Annotated in this window: 17 protein-coding genes and 1 riboswitch; of the genes, 6 read left to right on the forward strand and 11 right to left on the reverse strand. The window is 42.0% G+C overall.

Translation table 11 applies throughout. The features are described 5' to 3' along the window. Positions 1 to 142: 142 nt before the first annotated feature. On the forward strand, positions 143 to 388 hold the full coding sequence (locus EKM80_RS12950) for a hypothetical protein (RefSeq protein ID WP_125553873.1): 246 nt from the start codon (positions 143 to 145) through the stop codon (positions 386 to 388). Positions 389 to 430: 42 nt separating this feature from the next. On the opposite strand, the gene EKM80_RS12955 is transcribed toward EKM80_RS12950, so the two are convergent. Further along, a complete protein-coding gene (locus EKM80_RS12955; RefSeq protein WP_125553875.1) occupies positions 431 to 1,060 on the reverse strand; it encodes an NAD(P)-dependent oxidoreductase in 630 nt (209 codons plus the stop codon). A gap of 147 nt (positions 1,061 to 1,207) precedes the next feature. Further along, positions 1,208 to 1,332: riboswitch (THF riboswitch) on the forward strand. Positions 1,333 to 1,435: 103 nt separating this feature from the next. Here EKM80_RS12955 and EKM80_RS12960 point away from each other — a divergent pair. Then, entirely contained in the window at positions 1,436 to 1,951 is a 516-nt protein-coding gene (locus EKM80_RS12960) for a folate family ECF transporter S component (protein ID WP_191985955.1), read from the forward strand. Between the two features lie 158 nt (positions 1,952 to 2,109). On the opposite strand, the gene EKM80_RS12965 is transcribed toward EKM80_RS12960, so the two are convergent. Further along, a complete protein-coding gene (locus EKM80_RS12965; RefSeq protein ID WP_164509566.1) occupies positions 2,110 to 2,874 on the reverse strand; it encodes a helix-turn-helix domain-containing protein in 765 nt (254 codons plus the stop codon). Positions 2,875 to 2,991: 117 nt separating this feature from the next. Between EKM80_RS12965 and EKM80_RS12970 the strand changes: the two genes are divergently transcribed. Genes EKM80_RS12970 through EKM80_RS12975 form a run of 3 tightly spaced genes read left to right on the forward strand, consistent with a single transcriptional unit; the run spans position 2,992 to position 6,571 of the window. Then, positions 2,992 to 5,226, forward strand: coding sequence for an FAD-dependent oxidoreductase (locus tag EKM80_RS12970; RefSeq protein WP_125553882.1), 2,235 nt, complete (start codon positions 2,992 to 2,994; stop codon positions 5,224 to 5,226). Positions 5,227 to 5,243: 17 nt separating this feature from the next. Further along, on the forward strand, positions 5,244 to 5,585 hold the full coding sequence (locus EKM80_RS15220; protein ID WP_263853748.1) for an MFS transporter: 342 nt from the start codon (positions 5,244 to 5,246) through the stop codon (positions 5,583 to 5,585). A gap of 38 nt (positions 5,586 to 5,623) precedes the next feature. Further along, a complete protein-coding gene (locus EKM80_RS12975; protein ID WP_263853749.1) occupies positions 5,624 to 6,571 on the forward strand; it encodes an MFS transporter in 948 nt (315 codons plus the stop codon). 224 nt (positions 6,572 to 6,795) lie between these two features. Here the strand turns inward: EKM80_RS12975 and EKM80_RS12980 are convergent, their stop codons facing one another. The 7 genes from EKM80_RS12980 to EKM80_RS13010 all read right to left on the reverse strand — a co-directional run bounded on the left by EKM80_RS12980 (position 6,796) and on the right by EKM80_RS13010 (position 14,422). Continuing rightward, complete coding sequence (locus tag EKM80_RS12980) at positions 6,796 to 7,818, reverse strand: aldose epimerase family protein (RefSeq protein WP_125553884.1); 1,023 nt, start codon at positions 7,816 to 7,818, stop codon at positions 6,796 to 6,798. A 54-nt stretch (positions 7,819 to 7,872) separates the two neighbouring features. Further along, positions 7,873 to 8,874 (reverse strand): LacI family DNA-binding transcriptional regulator, encoded by a 1,002-nt coding sequence (locus tag EKM80_RS12985; RefSeq protein ID WP_125553886.1) that lies wholly within the window; start codon positions 8,872 to 8,874, stop codon positions 7,873 to 7,875. 39 nt (positions 8,875 to 8,913) lie between these two features. Next, complete coding sequence (locus EKM80_RS12990) at positions 8,914 to 10,368, reverse strand: UDP-glucose--hexose-1-phosphate uridylyltransferase (protein ID WP_125553888.1); 1,455 nt, start codon at positions 10,366 to 10,368, stop codon at positions 8,914 to 8,916. A 13-nt stretch (positions 10,369 to 10,381) separates the two neighbouring features. Next, a complete protein-coding gene (gene galE, locus EKM80_RS12995; protein WP_125553890.1) occupies positions 10,382 to 11,377 on the reverse strand; it encodes a UDP-glucose 4-epimerase GalE in 996 nt (331 codons plus the stop codon). Between the two features lie 56 nt (positions 11,378 to 11,433). Further along, entirely contained in the window at positions 11,434 to 12,600 is a 1,167-nt protein-coding gene (locus tag EKM80_RS13000) for a galactokinase (protein WP_125553892.1), read from the reverse strand. 129 nt (positions 12,601 to 12,729) lie between these two features. After that, positions 12,730 to 14,154 (reverse strand): glycoside-pentoside-hexuronide (GPH):cation symporter, encoded by a 1,425-nt coding sequence (locus EKM80_RS13005; protein ID WP_125553894.1) that lies wholly within the window; start codon positions 14,152 to 14,154, stop codon positions 12,730 to 12,732. A gap of 25 nt (positions 14,155 to 14,179) precedes the next feature. After that, positions 14,180 to 14,422, reverse strand: coding sequence for a hypothetical protein (locus EKM80_RS13010; protein ID WP_125553896.1), 243 nt, complete (start codon positions 14,420 to 14,422; stop codon positions 14,180 to 14,182). Between the two features lie 225 nt (positions 14,423 to 14,647). Here EKM80_RS13010 and EKM80_RS13015 point away from each other — a divergent pair, with 225 nt between their 5' ends. After that, positions 14,648 to 15,460 carry an alpha/beta hydrolase gene (locus tag EKM80_RS13015; RefSeq protein ID WP_125553898.1) on the forward strand — a complete coding sequence of 271 codons (813 nt, stop codon included), beginning with the start codon at positions 14,648 to 14,650 and terminating at the stop codon, positions 15,458 to 15,460. Here the strand turns inward: EKM80_RS13015 and EKM80_RS13020 are convergent. Beyond that, positions 15,457 to 16,161 carry an MgtC/SapB family protein gene (locus EKM80_RS13020; RefSeq protein ID WP_125553900.1) on the reverse strand — a complete coding sequence of 235 codons (705 nt, stop codon included), beginning with the start codon at positions 16,159 to 16,161 and terminating at the stop codon, positions 15,457 to 15,459. The genes EKM80_RS13015 and EKM80_RS13020 overlap by 4 nt on opposite strands. 51 nt (positions 16,162 to 16,212) lie before the next feature. Beyond that, the gene (locus EKM80_RS13025; protein ID WP_125553902.1) at positions 16,213 to 16,572 is read right to left on the reverse strand and encodes a DUF956 family protein; all 360 of its coding nucleotides are present in this window, start codon (positions 16,570 to 16,572) and stop codon (positions 16,213 to 16,215) included. Positions 16,573 to 16,961: the final 389 nt, after the last annotated feature.

Raw genomic sequence — 16,961 nt, forward strand, 5'->3', positions numbered from 1 at the left:
AGACCAATTATAAGTTAATTCTAGTAAGTGTTGCACTTGGGTTGACAATTCGGGTGGCTCTATTTTAGCCTATATTTGAAGAAAAAGCATTGCATTCTGCCGTCAACCTGCTACGCTTTAGTTAATAATTGGGGGAATTCTTATGCCGACACATCAACAAACTTTAACTGAACTTGCCGCAGGACAAACTTATATTGCTGTCGCTGATTTTCAAATTGAACCGCAATTTGATACTGATCAATACAGTGCACGCCAAGGCGACCGCATTCAGATCCGCGGCACTTTTCCCAACGGTGCCATGGTCTACAATCTGAACGTCGAAGCTGGTTTCTTTGTACCACGGCGGCGTGTAGGTGAATTATTTGTTGCCGAAGCATTGACGAAATGAAAAGGTGGATCCAAATTGGGTCCACCTTTTGCCGCTTATTTTTTACCGGCTACAAACTGTAAAACGTTGTTGTACATGTTGCGGTTTTTCCATCTCATCAACTAAGGCACTGGCAAAGTCGGCATAACTGACTTCGCTTTTGCCAGCCGCGTTAGTCAACAACTGATCATGTCCAAGTTGATAATTACCTGTCCGCGGACCATCTGGCAAGAAAACAGCCGCTGGACTCAGATAAGTCCACTGCACATCAGTCACTTTTTGCAACTGCTGCAACGCTTCACCCATGTTGACAGAAGTTGGCTTCCATTCATCTTTAAACTCAGGTGTCTCGTATAAGCGTGTCGTCTGTGCTGCATCAACATATAATGAGCCAGCACCGCCAACAACTAGCAAACGGGCCGTTGTCCCGCGTAAAATATCAACTAAATGTTGCAACGATGTTTTATGCAATTCTTCCTGGCCCGCTGGCGCGTTAAACGCATCAACCACTACGTCAAAGTTCCTGAGATCTGCTGTATTTAACGCGAATAAATCCTTCGCGACTACTGGCACTTTCAATTGTAACTTATCAGGATGACGCACAATGGCCGTCACACGATGACCACGCTGCAATGCTTCACCGGCGATCAATGAACCCGCTTTACCAGTTGCCCCAATAACGCCAATTTTCATGAAAAAACCTCCTCGTATTTTATATATATACCCGTTCAATTACTCTATGGACACCTTTAATGTACCATTTTTTCGTACTAATAACTTGAAACTCGACTCACTGCTGCTAGTAATTCGCTTACGTTTAGCTTATAATGAAACCAAATTATCGGGGTAGGACCCAAAGCGTTAAGTGCCACCGAAACGGAATGTGGGCGGTGGACGAAAAACAAGCGCGCGCTGAAATGATAGGCGTGTGGCGAGTTTGCGGTTTTGGGTCCGCATTCGCCGCACGAACCAGTGGCTTTTGTCCGACAATCAGTTGCAGCCAGTGATCGTGCGGCTTTTTTGTGCGCGCTAGTTGTGACGTCTATTCTTCCTTTGGGGGTAATTGCCATGTTACAACATTCAAAAGCGCGCCAAATCACGCTACTAGGTGTATTGATCGCCTTACAAACTGTTCTTGGTAGCATGTTTTCGTTACAATTTTTACTAACCAAGATTTCCTTCAGCTTCATTATTACCGCAATCATGGCCACACTCTTTCCGCCATTGATCACTGCCAGTAGCAGCGCCCTAGCTAATATATTAGGCATGCTACTCATGCCAAAAGCCACTTTTTTTCCTGGCTTTGTGGTAACCGCCTTTTTCGTTGGCCTAGTCTTTGGCTACGCGTTTTATCATAAAACACCGCGCCTACCTAATATTCTAGTTGCTAATTTTATTGTCACCATGGGCCTATACCTCGGGCTGAACAGTTTATGGCTGCATTTAATGTACCAAACACCCTGGCTGCCTCTGTTGTCTGGCCGACTAGTGCAGGAACTGATCACTTTTCCCGTTTATAGTATATTATTAGTGGCACTATTTAACGTTAACGTTGTCCGTGAGGCGTTGCGAAAATATGCTTAAAAACAAATGTTAACCGAATAATCCCTTTATGACTAAGAGTAGATAATTCATCTACTCTTAGTCATAAAGGGATTTTTATATATCAGAATCACTTTCCAAAGTACTAGCAAAATTAGATAAATTATAGAAAGGCCCTCTATTTAATTTAACACTAGTCTTTATATCTGATGAGTTTTTCGAAATTTAGTTGGTGATGTTTTCATATATTGAGAAAACTTTTTACTTAAATAATACCCATCAGTAAAGCCGGTCTGTTCAGCAATATTACTAATTGGTAAATCAGTGCTAATCAACAATTGCTGAACAGCACGTAATCGAATTCGATCAAGATACTGAATTGCATTTAATTGCGTAACTTTTTTAAATTGTCTAGAAAAATAGCCTGCACTCCAACCAATATACTGAGCAACATCTCCAACACAAATACCTTCATGATAATGCTCATCCATAAAATGAAGTGCATTCTGAATCGGCAGAGAAGTTACTATCGGAATCTTATCCTCGAATAAACGCCGAAATAATTCGGTGTAAAAAATATCTGTTAACAAATGATTCCGTAATGATTTTGCCGTGGGAGAAAGTCTATATTCTAGCTTTTTTAAATGATCACAATCTTCTAAAATACGCGGATTAGCTTGTGTGAAATTACCAGTTAGTTCTTGCTGCATAAATAAATCTGACTGAAAACTAAAGCGAAAAAAATGAAAGGTCAACGGTTGTAAAACTTTACGACTAAACTTTACATGTGGTGGACATAATAATATTGTTGCAGGCTGTGCTTGACCTTTTTTGGGACCAATCTGGTAGCTACACTGCCCAGTTTCAATAACATACATGACCCAAAAATTTTCAATATCTGCATCAAGTACAAATGCTGGTTTCTGTTGCCAGAAGGTATATTGATTAATATTCAATGTCAGCAAATTGAATCCCCTCCAAAAGTCAAAAAATGACATTTTCTCGACAAAAAATGAAATTGTTAACGCTATCACAACCTCTATAATACGAGATGTAAGTAAAATGAGCAAGGGAGTGAAGTAATGATTAAAGAATACGTTTCAGCAGATATTGTCATCATTGGCGGCGGTTTAGCTGGTATCTGCGCAGCTATCAGTAGTGCTCGTGTTGGTCGACAAGTAATCCTCGTTCAAAACCGTAGCCTGTTAGGCGGTAATTCAAGCAGTGAGATTCGTGTCTGGGTTGGTGGTGCAACAAAACATGGCATCAATCGATATGCCCGTGAAACTGGTATTATGGGTGAACTTTTTTTAGAAAATCAATACCGCAATCCTGATGGTAATCCCTATATCTGGGATTTACTCTTGCTTGAGAAAGTTCGCGTCGAATCAAACATCCAGCTATTTCTAAATACAGAGATTTCACAAGTTACAATGGATACTCCGGAAAAAATCGCTTCTGTAACCGGTCGTATTATCGGTTCAGAACGGGAGATAACCTTCAGTAGCGGCTATTTTATTGATAGCACAGGTGATGGCTTAGTAGCTTTTGCCGCCGGTGCTGATTATCATCTCGGGCGTGAAGCACAATCCGAGTACGGTGAATCTTTGGCCCCCAAAAAATCTGATCATGATTTTTTAGGTAGCTCACTATTCTTTTATACCAAAAACGTTGGTCACCCAGTTAAATTCATTAAACCATTTTTTGCCCGTGATATTACTAAAACAGAAATCGTTAAAAGTCGAATTATCCAAAAAGATGGTAACGGTTGTGATTATTGGTGGATTGAATGGGGTGGTGAATTAGATATCGTCCATGATAATGAAAAAATTCGTGATGAATTACAAGCAGCAGTCTACGGTATTTGGGATTATATCAAAAACTCCGGTAAATATGATGCTGATAATTTAACGCTTGAATGGGTTGGGTCGCTGCCTGGAAAGCGTGAATATCGACGATTCATTGGCGATTACGTGCTTACCCAGCAAGATATTGAGGAACAAACCGATTTTCCCGATAAAGTTGCTTTCGGTGGTTGGTCAATCGATATTCATCCAGCCTCTGGCATGTATACCAAACAAGCAGGTACGGAAGACTCAGTACCTGACGGCGTTTATCATATCCCGTTTCGTACATTGTACTCACATAACATTCATAACTTACTACTAGCTGGTCGTGATATTAGCGTTAGTCATGTTGCTTTTGGATCAACCCGAGTAATGGCTACTTGTGCAGTTTGTGGACAAGCTGCGGGATTAGCTGCTGCCTTTGCCTATACGCACAAGATTCAACCACGGGATATTTATCAAAAATATTTAGCAGATTATCAGCAGTATTTGTTGAAAGAAGATAGTTCTGTCTTAGGTATTAAAAATCAAGATGACCATGATTTAGCTAGACAAGCAAAAATAGAAGCCAGTCATACTCTAACTACAATTAATACTTACTCTAATGACGCAACAGATTATCCGTTAATCAAGGACGTTGCATTCCTGTTCCCTGTTGATCCTAAATTAGATAATTTAGAATTATTTGTAAAAAGTAGTACCGCTACCAAAATAGAATTAAAATTCTATCAAACTGGAAAACGTCAGAATTATATTCCTGCACAATTATTAAAATCGGTTACAGTATCTGTACCAGATAACTATCATGATTGGCTAACTATCCCTATTGAATGGCAACCTGAAAAACCAGAAAACATTTTTGTTGTAGTCAGTAAAAACCCACTGCTAACATTAGCCGTTGGACAACAAGCTTTTCAAGGAGTCCTAAGTTTTATAAATGAGCCGGTTGCTGAACTAAATCAACCTAAATTACATCATTTTGTTCGTACTAGCCCAATTCTACATTGGACAAATCAGTTATTTAATCGACGTAACTTTGTTTTTCGAATTCGGCAAACATCAGCTTTCACAGTTAATAATATCCTTAATGGTTACGTTCGACCATTTTCTGGTCCTAATCTTTGGGTAACGAATTGTCAACATCAGCCAGAAACCATCACATTAAAATGGTCAAAGCCACAACTAGTACATGAAATCCGGCTGACTCTTAATGATGATGTTAATGAAGATTTAATTAACTTACATCATCATTATACTGCTTTTCCCGTGATGCCAGAATTAATTAAAGATTTAATTCTTGAAGCCTACACTGAGCAAGGCTGGCAAAAAATTACAGCTATTAATGATAATCGACAACGTCATTTAATAGTTAATTTAACCGAACCAATTGAACTACAGCAAATAAGATTACGTCTCTTATCAACTAACGGTAGTCAACAAATATCTTTATATGAGATTCGAGTTTATTAAAAAAGGAGCTGCTAAAAATGAAAACAGACAGTCCTGCTTCCATAACAAAAAAGCCAAAATTATCTACGCATATTTGTTATATTGTTCTAGCACTGATTTTTATTAATATCATTATTAATTATATGGACAGAACTAACGTTTCAATTGCTATGCCCGAAATGGCAAAAGATATCGGTCTCTCCACCGTTGAACAAGGCTTAATATTTTCTGCGTTCGGGTGGATTTATGCTGCCATGCAAATTCCTGGTGGTATTCTATTAGATAAATTTGGTTCTCGCATAATTTACACTATCAGCCTATTTTTCTGGTCCTTAGTCACCATATTCCAAGCTACAGTTGGTAACTTGCACAATTATTAGGACTGCGTTTAGGTGTTGGCTTTTTTGAAGCACCTGTTATGCCAGCCAATAATCGAGCCATCTCTTATTGGTTTCCAGAAAATGAACGTGGAACCGCTATTGGAATTTACTCATCCGCACAATTCCTTGGCTTAGCGTTTTCGACACCAATTCTGTTCGCCATTCATAAGAGTGTTGGCTGGCAAGGTTTATTTATCATCACTGGTGTTATTGGCGTCATTTGGTCACTTATTTGGTTCTTTGTTTATCATGATCCACAGAAGAGTAAACTTATTGGCTCTGACGAATTAGCCTATATTCAAGCTGGCGGCGGCATTACCGATCAGGATGTTATCCAAGAAAAGAACAGTAAACCTAAAGCTAAGTTAAATTGGAAAAATATTAAGCAATTATTTAATCGACGGCTTATCGGTATCTATATTGGACAGTTTGCAATTTCCGGTACTTTCTGGTTCTTCTTGACTTGGTTCCCAACTTATTTGACTGAAGCTAAACACATTGATTTTCTACAATCAGGTATGTTATCCAGCATCCCATACTTAGCTGCCTTTTGTGGCGTTATTTTGGCAGGTACTATCTCCGATCGACTTATACGCTCTGGCCGTTCTGAAAGCTTTGCTCGTAAAGCACCGGTCATTACTGGCTTATTGTTGACTTTGCTGATCATGGGTGCTAATTACACTACTAATCCGGGATTGATTATTATGTTTATGTCGATTGCATTCTTCGGTAATGGTTTAGCTACGATTACTTGGGTTTTCGTAACCGCATTAGCACCAAAAGATTTAATCGGTTTAGCTGGTGGTATTTTTAATCTTTGCGGTGCTTTATCCTCAATTGTCATCCCAATCGTTATTGGCTTCTTAGTAGCTAACGGTAACTTCTCATCAGCTTTAATTTTTATTGCAGTAATCGCTTTACTTGGTGCATTATCCTATATATTTATTGTTGGAAAAATTGATCTACAACATCCAGAACAACATTAAATTTACATGTATACAGAAAACCCATTCATCAGCAATCATTGATGAATGGGTTTTCTATCTGATATAAGACTGAAAATATTAAAATATGCCAGAAATACTCTGACAAAAGGTATATGTAAACGTGAATCTATCATCAGCAGTGTGTTATAACGTTGTCCTCGTCCCCACAATATGTAATAAACATCTACAAAAATAGCCGCCCTAAAGGACGACTACTCAAAAAATCATTTTCCCGCAACATAGCGGTAACGAATGTTAGTACTAGCCGTTACACCAGCGGGCAAGACGATACTACCAAATTGAGCATGATGCGCAGAATCCGGTAGCACTTGTGCTTCAGTGGCCAGTGCGTTATAAGTTGGCGCTGCTGAATCCGTCAGATTAGCTGTATAAATGACTAACCCATTACGTTCGGAGAAAATTTCTACGTGGCGCTTACCACCAACATCCCCGACCATTGCAATTGGTGTTGTTGCACTAGGTTGTACTTGGTAGGCGTCATCAAATTCGGTGCCACCATTTTCTGTTGCTAACTGTTGCAAGGCCTTACCCAGCGCCTTAGCTTTAGTAAAATCATAGGCACTCCCGGCAACTGGCAACAATTGGCCCGTTGGCGTTTTATCAGCGCGTAGCTCAGCGCGCTGAGTCCCATTGATCTGCAACCATTGCTGCTCAATGCTAGATTTTTGTCCGTCAGTCACATTCCAATAAACGTGGTTTGTCGGGTTAAACAACGTGTCGGCAGTACTTTTAGCGGTAAATTCAATTGTTACTTCATCGGCGTCACTTAGCGTATACGTCACACTTAACGTTAAATCGCCAGGGTACTGATCAAGCGCGCTTGGAATCTCCCGTGTTAAAATAACGCCACAACTACTGTCTGTTTCAAAGGTCTGACCAACGAAATTTAGCGTACTAAAGCCGTGCGTACCGCCATGGATTGCATTTCCTTTTTCAGTAGTTTCCAACTGATAGGGCTGGCCATTTAACGTCACTTGTCCATCCTTGATTCGGCCAGCTACACGGCCAATCACCTTACCTAGTTGTGAATTAGTTGCTACATAAGCTGCTAAATTGTCATAATGAAAAATTAATTGTTGCCGCTGCTGATTTTCCAGAACCGAAAATTCTTGCCAAGTGGCGCCTAAACTGAGCACTGCCATGCGGGTGCCCCGTTGATTAGTCGCTACAAAGCGCTTGATTATTGTACCCTGCTGGCTGCCAAAGTCCTCGACTGCTACTGTCATTGAATTGCCTACCTTTCTCAGTGTATCCGCCTAACCATCTATCTGTTGCCTGCTCTATTTTGTACTCGCCCGAAAAACAAGCTCCGTCCCTAATTCCACGCGCTGTGGTACCTGTGCCTGTTGTGCTCGCTTTTGTAGCAAGTCAACCGCTGTCGCACCCATTAGGTTCGTTGCTACGTGGACCGAACTAAGCTCAGGGTACACGTACTTAGCCAACGCGGTGTCATTAAAGCTGAAAATACTGACCCGCTCTGGCACGCTAATCTGCGCTTCCTGCAAAGCTTTCAACGCGCCAGTTGCCATTGGATCATTAGCAACAAAAAAAGCATGGGGCAACTGATCGCCTAAGGTGGTAATGGCTTGTTTCATTGCTTGATAGCCACCTTGATTAGTGAAATCACTGGCAAAACAAAATTCAGCACGGTACGCCTGATGCGCCGTCATCGCCTGCTTAAAGGCCTGTTCACGGGGATCGTTGATCTGCCGTTGCCCATCCGTTGTGATCTCGGTGCCATAGATCAAACCAATATCGTGCAGCTCTTGCGTCCAGAAAAAGTCGATCACTTGCTGGACGGCCTGCGCAAAATCAGTCAATACACTATCGAAACCGGCGGTGAACTGATCATCATCAACAAAGACTAAATTATCGGTCAACGTCTGTAATTCACTCACTTGATCGGCGCTAAATTTCCCAATAGCAATCACACCATCGATTTCGCCAGTTAACTGGTTGATATTATTTTGAAAAATCCGGGTTACTTCAAATTGATGATATTGGCTGCGTTGTTCAATTCCTAAACGAATCGCCATGTAGTAAAGATCATCCTGTTCGCGAGCTTCAGAATACCATTGCACAATGGCGATTTTGTGTAGTTTAGTTTGTGGTTCAGCTTGCGGCCGGCGAATCTTGGTATAGTTCAGCTCTTCCGCAACCGCAAAGATTCGCTTACGTGTGGCTGCCCCCACTGATAACGACTGATCGTAATTTAGTACCCGCGATACAGTGGTCAGTGAAACGCCAGCCGCGTGGGCGATGTCTTTTAATGTGGTTGCCATGTTAATTCCCCCTGAAACTATTTTGACTCATTATACCACCTAATTTAATTGGCTAACAAAGCGCTTAAAGGCCGCTTGTCCGGCGGTAGTTTGCTTAAAGACCCCAGCATCTTCCAATACACGAGTGAAAACAAGACCGACCTCACGATCTAAAATGGTTTGCACATTAGTCGCAGTGAAGGTGTAGCGTTGTTGCAAGTCAGCGACCCAAGTTTGATGATAAGGTGCAATTTGCACATCTTTACCAATCAAATAATCAGCAACGACCTGCATTTCCGTTTTCAAGCGCGCTGGTAAAATTGCGCGGCCCATTACTTCGATCAAACCGATATTTTCTTTCTTGATGTGTTGTACATCAGGATGTGGATGGAAAATGCCATCTGGATATTGTGCTGACGTCTGATTATCACGCAAAACAATATCCAACACATACTGTTGTTCCCGGCGATAAGCAATTGGTGTCACCGTATGATGCCGAGTGTCGTCAGTATATGCACGCACATCGACGCTTTCGTCTGAATAAGCGCGCCAAGTGTCGTGGATCTTAGTGGCGGCGTTAACCAATTTTTCTGGTGTATCACTGACTAAGCGAATCGTTGTCATCGGCCATTTCACAATTCCCGCCTGTACACCATCAACGGTGAATTCATGCGTGATTGGTGCTTTCATCATTGGAAAAACATGGCGGCCACCTTGATAGTGATCATGGGTCAACATTGAACCCCCAACGATTGGCAAATCAGCGTTGCTACCAACAAAATAATGGGGTAGCATGCGAACAATTTGCAGTAAATTAGTGAACGTGTGCTGATTGATCACCATTGGCGTATGCGCTTGGTTAAGAAAAATTGAATGCTCTGTGAAATAAGCGTATGGCGAATACTGGAAGCCCCAAGTTTCGCCGCCTAAGATAAAGCGAATGATCCGGTGATTGCTCCGCGCAGGATAGCCCAAACGACCTAGATAACCTTCGTTTTCCATACATAGCTGGCATTTAGGGTATTCTGTTTGCGCCTGATTTTGCGCAGCTGCAATAGCCTTGGGATCTTTTTCCGGCTTAGACAAATTGATTGTGATCTCTAAATCACCATAATCAGTCGCAACGGAAAACGCCACATTTTTAGCGATCGCACGCGTTTTGATGTAGTCATTTTGCCGACTCAACTGATAAAAATAATCAGTGGCTGCTTGCGGACTCACTTGATATTGATTCCAAAAATTATTGTTAACTACAGAAGGCCGCGGCGTCAGTAAATCCATCAATGTACCGTCTAAAAGCTCACGCTCAGTCGGCGTATCGCCAATTTTACCATTAGCTACAGCTGCATCAAGTAAAGCCGCTGCTAAATCTAATAAGTCCGGATACGCCTTTTCTGGTAACTGCGTGCCAACCAGTGCATAAACACGGTTAGTCAAATAAATACGATCCAACGGCTGATAATCAGGATTAGTCGTTAAAATATGGGTCACAAATTGGACCGCTAAATCTGCCATACTATTCTGCCTCCTATTTCACTTCGCCGTAACCTTGCGGATGGCCTTGTTTCCAGTTCCACGCCGTACGGATGATTTCTTGAATATCGTCATATTGTGGCTGCCAACCTAAAGTCTGGCGTGCTTTGTCACTGGCAGCAATCAAAGTTGCTGGATCGCCAGCTCGCCGTGGCGCCATTGTTGCTGGAATTGGCTGACCGGTAACTTTGCGCGCAGCTTCAAGAATTTCTTTGTTGGAGAAACCAGTAGCGGAACCTAAGTTAAAGGCATTGCTATCATTGCCCTTGGCTAAGTAAGCCAATGCTAAAATATGTGCGTCCGCCAAATCAACGACATGAACGTAGTCGCGCACATTAGTCCCATCTTTAGTCGGATAATCAGCACCGAAAATTTTCAACTCAGCGCGCTCACCGGCCGCCACCTGCAAAATAATCGGTACCAAATGCGTTTCCGGATGATGATCTTCGCCGATACTACCATCAGCCTTGGCGCCAGCAACGTTGAAATAACGTAAAGCAACAAATTTGATGCCGTAAGCTAGATCAGCCCAATGCATGATTTTTTCCATAGCTAATTTGCTTTCGCCATATGGATTAGTTGGCACTTGCGGATCAGTTTCCTTAATTGGAATCTGCTTCGGCTCACCATAAGTCGCCGCAGTTGAAGAGAAGACGATCTGCTTCACAGCATGCCGCTCCATAACTTCCAATAAGTTGATCATCCCCGCTGTGTTATTGTCAAAATACTTCAATGGTACCCGCATTGACTCCGGCACAACAGAAAAAGCCGCAAAATGCACAACACTATCGATTTTTTCAGTAGTAAAAACTTGTTCCAAAAAACTAGTATCGCGAACATCGCCATAATAGAAGCGCGCCTTAGCATTAACGGCCGCCCGATGCCCCGTTACCAAATTATCAACGACCACCACATCAAAACCCTTGCCAACCAGACGATCAACCGTATGTGAACCAATATAACCGGCGCCACCTAAAACTAAAACTGTCATTATCATCAATCTCCTTAGACTAAAACACGACTAAACATTAATTACATTTGCTCAATTTAGGCCAACTCACTAGGACCGTCAGCAATTTCTGCCACGTAGAAAGTAGGTGCGTAGCCGATAACTTCTTTATAAGTGGCGCCAACTTCAGTTTGGAACGCCGCAACTTGACTTTTAGCCACAATGGCGATCGCGCAGCCGCCAAAACCAGCGCCAGTCATCCGTGCCCCTAAAACACCTGGCTGCTGCCAAGCAGTCTCAACCAAAGTATCCAATTCCTTACCCGTTACTTCATAATCAAAATGCAATGACACATGCGACGCATTGACTAAGTGGCCAAACGTCGTCAAATCATTTTCAGCTAAAGCCGTCGTTGCTTGCAACGCACGCTGATTTTCAAAAACAGCATGGCGCGCACGCCGTATCAAGGTATCATCATTGATCAAATAGGCTGCCCGATCAAAACTGTCTTTATCTAAGTCGCCTAGTGACTTGATTGGTAACTGTTGTTGTAACTTAGCCAACGCCGCTTCGCATTCACTACGACGCTCGTTGTACTTAGAATCTTGTAATTCGCGACGCTTATTCGTGTTCATGATGACAATTACGCGATCACCAAGCTCAACCGGACTGTATTTATACTTCATCGTGTTTGTATCCAGTAAGATTGCTTGATTGGATTTACCCATACCAACCGCAAATTGATCCATAATACCTGAATTCACGCCAATATAGTCGTTTTCTACCTTTTGACCAAGTTTTACTAAATCAAGTTGCGCAACGTCAAGGTCAAAGGCAGCGCGGGCAATTGTGCCCATTAACAATTCAATCGAAGCTGATGAAGAAAGGCCAGCGCCATCAGGTAAGTTACCATGAACGTATAAATCAAAACCATGATCGAACTTGAACCCAGCTTGGGCCAGCTCATACAACATCCCTTTAGGATAGTTGGTCCAACCAGCGGCCTTTTGATAAGCTAAATCATGAATATCAAAAGTAACTGTTCCTTGATCGGGCACATTAGCTGAATACATCCGCACCGTTGTGTCTTGACGTTCAGCGTAAACACCATAAGTACCTAAGCTAATAGCACAGGGAAATACATGACCACCGTTATAATCCGTATGTTCACCGATCAAGTTGATCCGACCAGGTGAAAAGAAGACGCGCTGTGGTTCGATTTCAAAATAGGCTTTAAATTCATTACGTAATTCTGTTGCGTTCATGGGAATGCCTCCTAATTTTACTGAACTTTACTATATCTAATGTGGCTAGTATAAGCTAAAACGGTTTCAAGTTCAAGCATCTGCTATAGAAAATCGTTAATTTTATGCACTAATATTGCTTTCAGCTTACTATTTATTTTTTTGTGCTGCTTTTAAGTTAGTTTCCAATTCAATCACGATCATTTTATGTTTGGCTTCTGACAATTCGACCTTAAATAAATAAACCAATGCCGCAATGAGAATCAACGCAATTGGCGCAAAGAACATGTAGCCTCTAAACGTTAATAATTGGCCAGCGTCAATGCTGCTAGGCTTGGCGTTACCAATCATACCAGAATGAACTGCCGCTAAACCGACCACGCTGTTAGCAATCGCACCCGCAACTTTATCAAGCAACGGCCGTACTGACAAAGTGACCGACTCATTCCGCGTTCCATTTTTCAATTGGCCGTATTCAACACTATCGGTGATCGTCATCAATGCCGCTAAGAAAATCATCGGATACGGGAAGAAGAATATACCAACTGCGATCAATACAACGACAATATTATGCCCCGCCAATAAGAAGACAGCGTAACCAATTAACATCAACACAATACCGCCGACATAAATAGCGCGCCGCTTGATCAATGCAACCAGCGCTGGGAATAATGACACGGAAACAATGCCTAAAACAGCCGTGATCACGCCAACTAGCCAGTAATAATTTGAGCGGCCCAAAACGTACTGGAAGTAATAGGCCAACAACGAGTTAGTTACCACATAACTCAACGCAAATAAGAAGTAAGAAAGTGACAACCACATTAGCTGATCATTTTTGGCTAACACCTTGAAAACATCGCGAAAACGAACTTTCTCACTATTATCACGAATCAAGCTTTTCTTTTCTTTAGTCCCAAATGCCGTTGCCAGTGCACCTAAAAACGAAATCAAGGCAATGACTACTGCAAAGCCGATCCAACCGGCATGCGTCTTTGTGTCACCATGTGTACCAGAAAATAATTGCGAGAAAAAGACGATCAAGGGAAAAATAATGATCGGCACACCTTGTGCACCTAGCGTTGAGCCTAGGCGACCAATCGTACCAAACTTAGCCCGTACCTTAGAATCAACACTTAATGCCGGTAACATCGACCAAAACGAAATATCCTTGAATGAATAAAAAATATCCAAAACCACGAACGAAAGCCCAAATAAGACCAAATATAAAACTGGATTTTTCGTTGTTAAACCACCGAAATCAGTAAAAACGATGACCAACATTACTGAACTAACCGATGCTCCCAACAATAGCCAAGGCTTAAACTTACCCCAGCGCGTTTCAGTATTATCAACGACTCCACCAATTAGTGGATCAAAAATGATTTCAACCAAGCGAATCCCCGTCATCAATAAAGTGACGTAGCCGATCATCCGCGCGTTGAACGCCTTATCACTGGTATCAAACAGCTGGCTAGTAATAAATAACATAAGGTATGTGCTTAGTGTCTGGTAAAATGCATCATGCCCAAAAGCACCCAGCGCATACGATGTATATTGCTTGATATGTTTCATGCTCCCAATCTCCCTTATCTATAAATTAATAACGACGTTCAATGATTTTCTGTAAAATAGCATCTCGCTGAGCTTGTTTAGCCACATCAAATTGTGTTTTTTCAAGATCATTAAAGTCTTGTGCCAGCATAAGCGCTTCCAAATAAAGCCGCAATTGACGCTTAATATAAGCTAAATCATCTTCGTCCTCTTTTTTGGGACTTCCCGTCAAGACCATCTGCGCAAAGTTTTCTGGTTTGATCGTAATTTTTTCCTCTTTTTTTGTCATTCAAATTCTCTCCCTTATGTTCAACTTATGCCTGTCTGCAAGCGATTTCTAAAGTATAGCCTAGTTTTAGTGAAATTTCAATAAAGTTTTACTGAAGCATTGATTCAGTGCACAATAAAAAGCGGCTGCGCCATAATTTTACTTATGTCGCAGCCGCCTAAATTCAATGTTAGAATAGATTTACCTAGTATCATTCTTTTTAAAAATAGAAAGGTCTGCCTAAATATGCAATTGATCCACGAAACCGTTAACTATCAAAGCGAACCCAGCGCCGAACTTACTGGCTATCTAATTGATAATTCACCTCAAATCGATACGACGCGCACTCGCCCCGCCGTAATTATTTGCCCTGGTGGCGGCTATGAAATGACTTCTGATCGTGAGGCCGAACCAGTGGCACTACAAATTATGGCCAGTGGCGCCCAAGCCTTTGTCCTCCGTTATAGCGTTAGTCCAATCCGTTACCCTGTTGCCTTGCATCAATTAGCTTACAGTGTTGCGCTAATTCGCCAACACGCTGCACAGTGGCATATTGATCCAGATAAGATCATTGTTGCCGGTTTCTCTGCAGGTGGTCATTTAGCCGCCTGTCTCGGCGTTTTCTGGAACGCTGCTGAATTGACTAACATTGGCTTGACGCCGACACAAATGCAGCCAAACGGTTTATTGCTGTGCTATCCTGTGATCACCACCGGCCAGTACTGCCATCAAGGCTCATTTACCAACCTATTAGGTGCGGATCAAACTGATTTAGCTAAACGCACTAAACTATCAGTGGAACAACAAGTCAATACCGATACACCGCCGACATTTATTTGGCAAACCGTGGCCGACGGTTCGGTGCCTGTCGAAAATAGCTTGCTCTTCGCTAAAGCACTGCGCCAAGTAGGTGTCCCTTTTGAGTTACATTTGTTCCCTAATGGACGTCACGGGTTAAGTTTAGCGACCACCGAAGTTAACGGCGACCCCCAGTTCAATCATCCAGAGGTCGCCGTGTGGTTTGATTTATTTGTAACTTGGCTACAACGCAGCTTTTAAATATCAATCAGCCGGACCTTAACAATATCTGACCGCAACGAAATATCCTCGACGATTTGTGCATACACTATTTGCCGCGGGATTTTTATTCTGTAAATGTTGGTGTAGACTGTACCAGCCGTTGTTTGTTCGGTATTAAAACTAACCCCGATAATTTTAATATGGTGTTCAGCAAAATATTGCCGCAAATAACTTTTGGTCGCCGTTTTATCACGATATTTGATTTCAATTTTCTGCAAAGTATCAATATGAATGATTTTCTGCAAAAAAGTCAACACGCCAATAACAACCAGCGCGCTGATAATAGCAATCTCATAGTAGCCCATCCCAACCGCTAAACCAAGCCCAGCCACTGCCCATAGACTAGCAGCTGTAGTCAAGCCTAAAATCGAATGGCGCGTCACAATAATTGTCCCTGCACCTAAAAAGCCGATTCCGCTGACCACTTGGGCAATCAAGCGCGCTTCATCGGCGCGAACGACACCAGCAAAGCGTGGAAAGGCGCGGGCAAACTCAATGGCCTGAAACCCTATTTTTTGTTGGATCAGCGCGATCACGCAAGCACCGACACAAACTAAAATATGTGTCCGAATCCCGGCTGGGCGATTCTTGTATTCCCGATCGTAACCGATCACCCCAGCAATGATCACTGCTAGTAGCAAACGCAGCACAATTTCCACAGTTGTTACTTTTAGTGCCATTTAACCCCTTCTTCCCGGCTATGCCTGAATCAGCCAATTGCAGACCATAAACTATTTCGTAAAAATCCGTTTGATGATACTTTTCATGTTTGGCGCTTTGATCAATTTTTCCGGACCAATATGATCACGCATTGCCCGTAATACGCCTTTAGCGTCCTTAGAGATAAAAATATAGCGAACGTTCCGCGTCGTCTGAACGGTATAGCGCTTTATTTTTTTGCCGTTGTTAGAAACCTCGGTAATCACCTGCTTAATGTCGGCCCATGGCAACTGCACAGAATTACGATTGGCTTGCTTATTAATAAATTCAAAACCAGTTTCACCGACTTGAATTTTACCGTATTGTTGTGTACCTAACATCAATGTCGCTTTAACCGTTATTTCAAGTTGCGTATTAATTGATTCGACCATTATTCTACCCCGCTTTTTTCTTAAACGCTGCTAAAAAAACTGACTATTGCTAAACGCAATTGTATGCAATAACTTGATTTTTCAACACGTTTACATTAAATCAAGTATACCATTTAGACCATTAGCTAAACGACCAAAAAGCCGATATCACTCACATTTTATAAAGTTAAGCGCGCTTGATATCGCGCTTAACTTTATCAGACTCGGGTTAGACTATTATTCTATGCCGGAAACTGCTTTAACTAATTTCTGTAAGAAGATAGTACGGCGCTTATACCTATGATGCACCATATGACAGATGCAAAAAAGGCAGCACATGATGTGCTGTCTTTTTAAGGCTCTATACTTTATCCTGTTGATAGATTGCTCAAAGTGGTAATCTATTAGCG

The sequence above is a fragment of the Loigolactobacillus jiayinensis genome, assembly GCF_003946445.1.
Lineage (GTDB): Bacteria > Bacillota > Bacilli > Lactobacillales > Lactobacillaceae > Loigolactobacillus > Loigolactobacillus jiayinensis.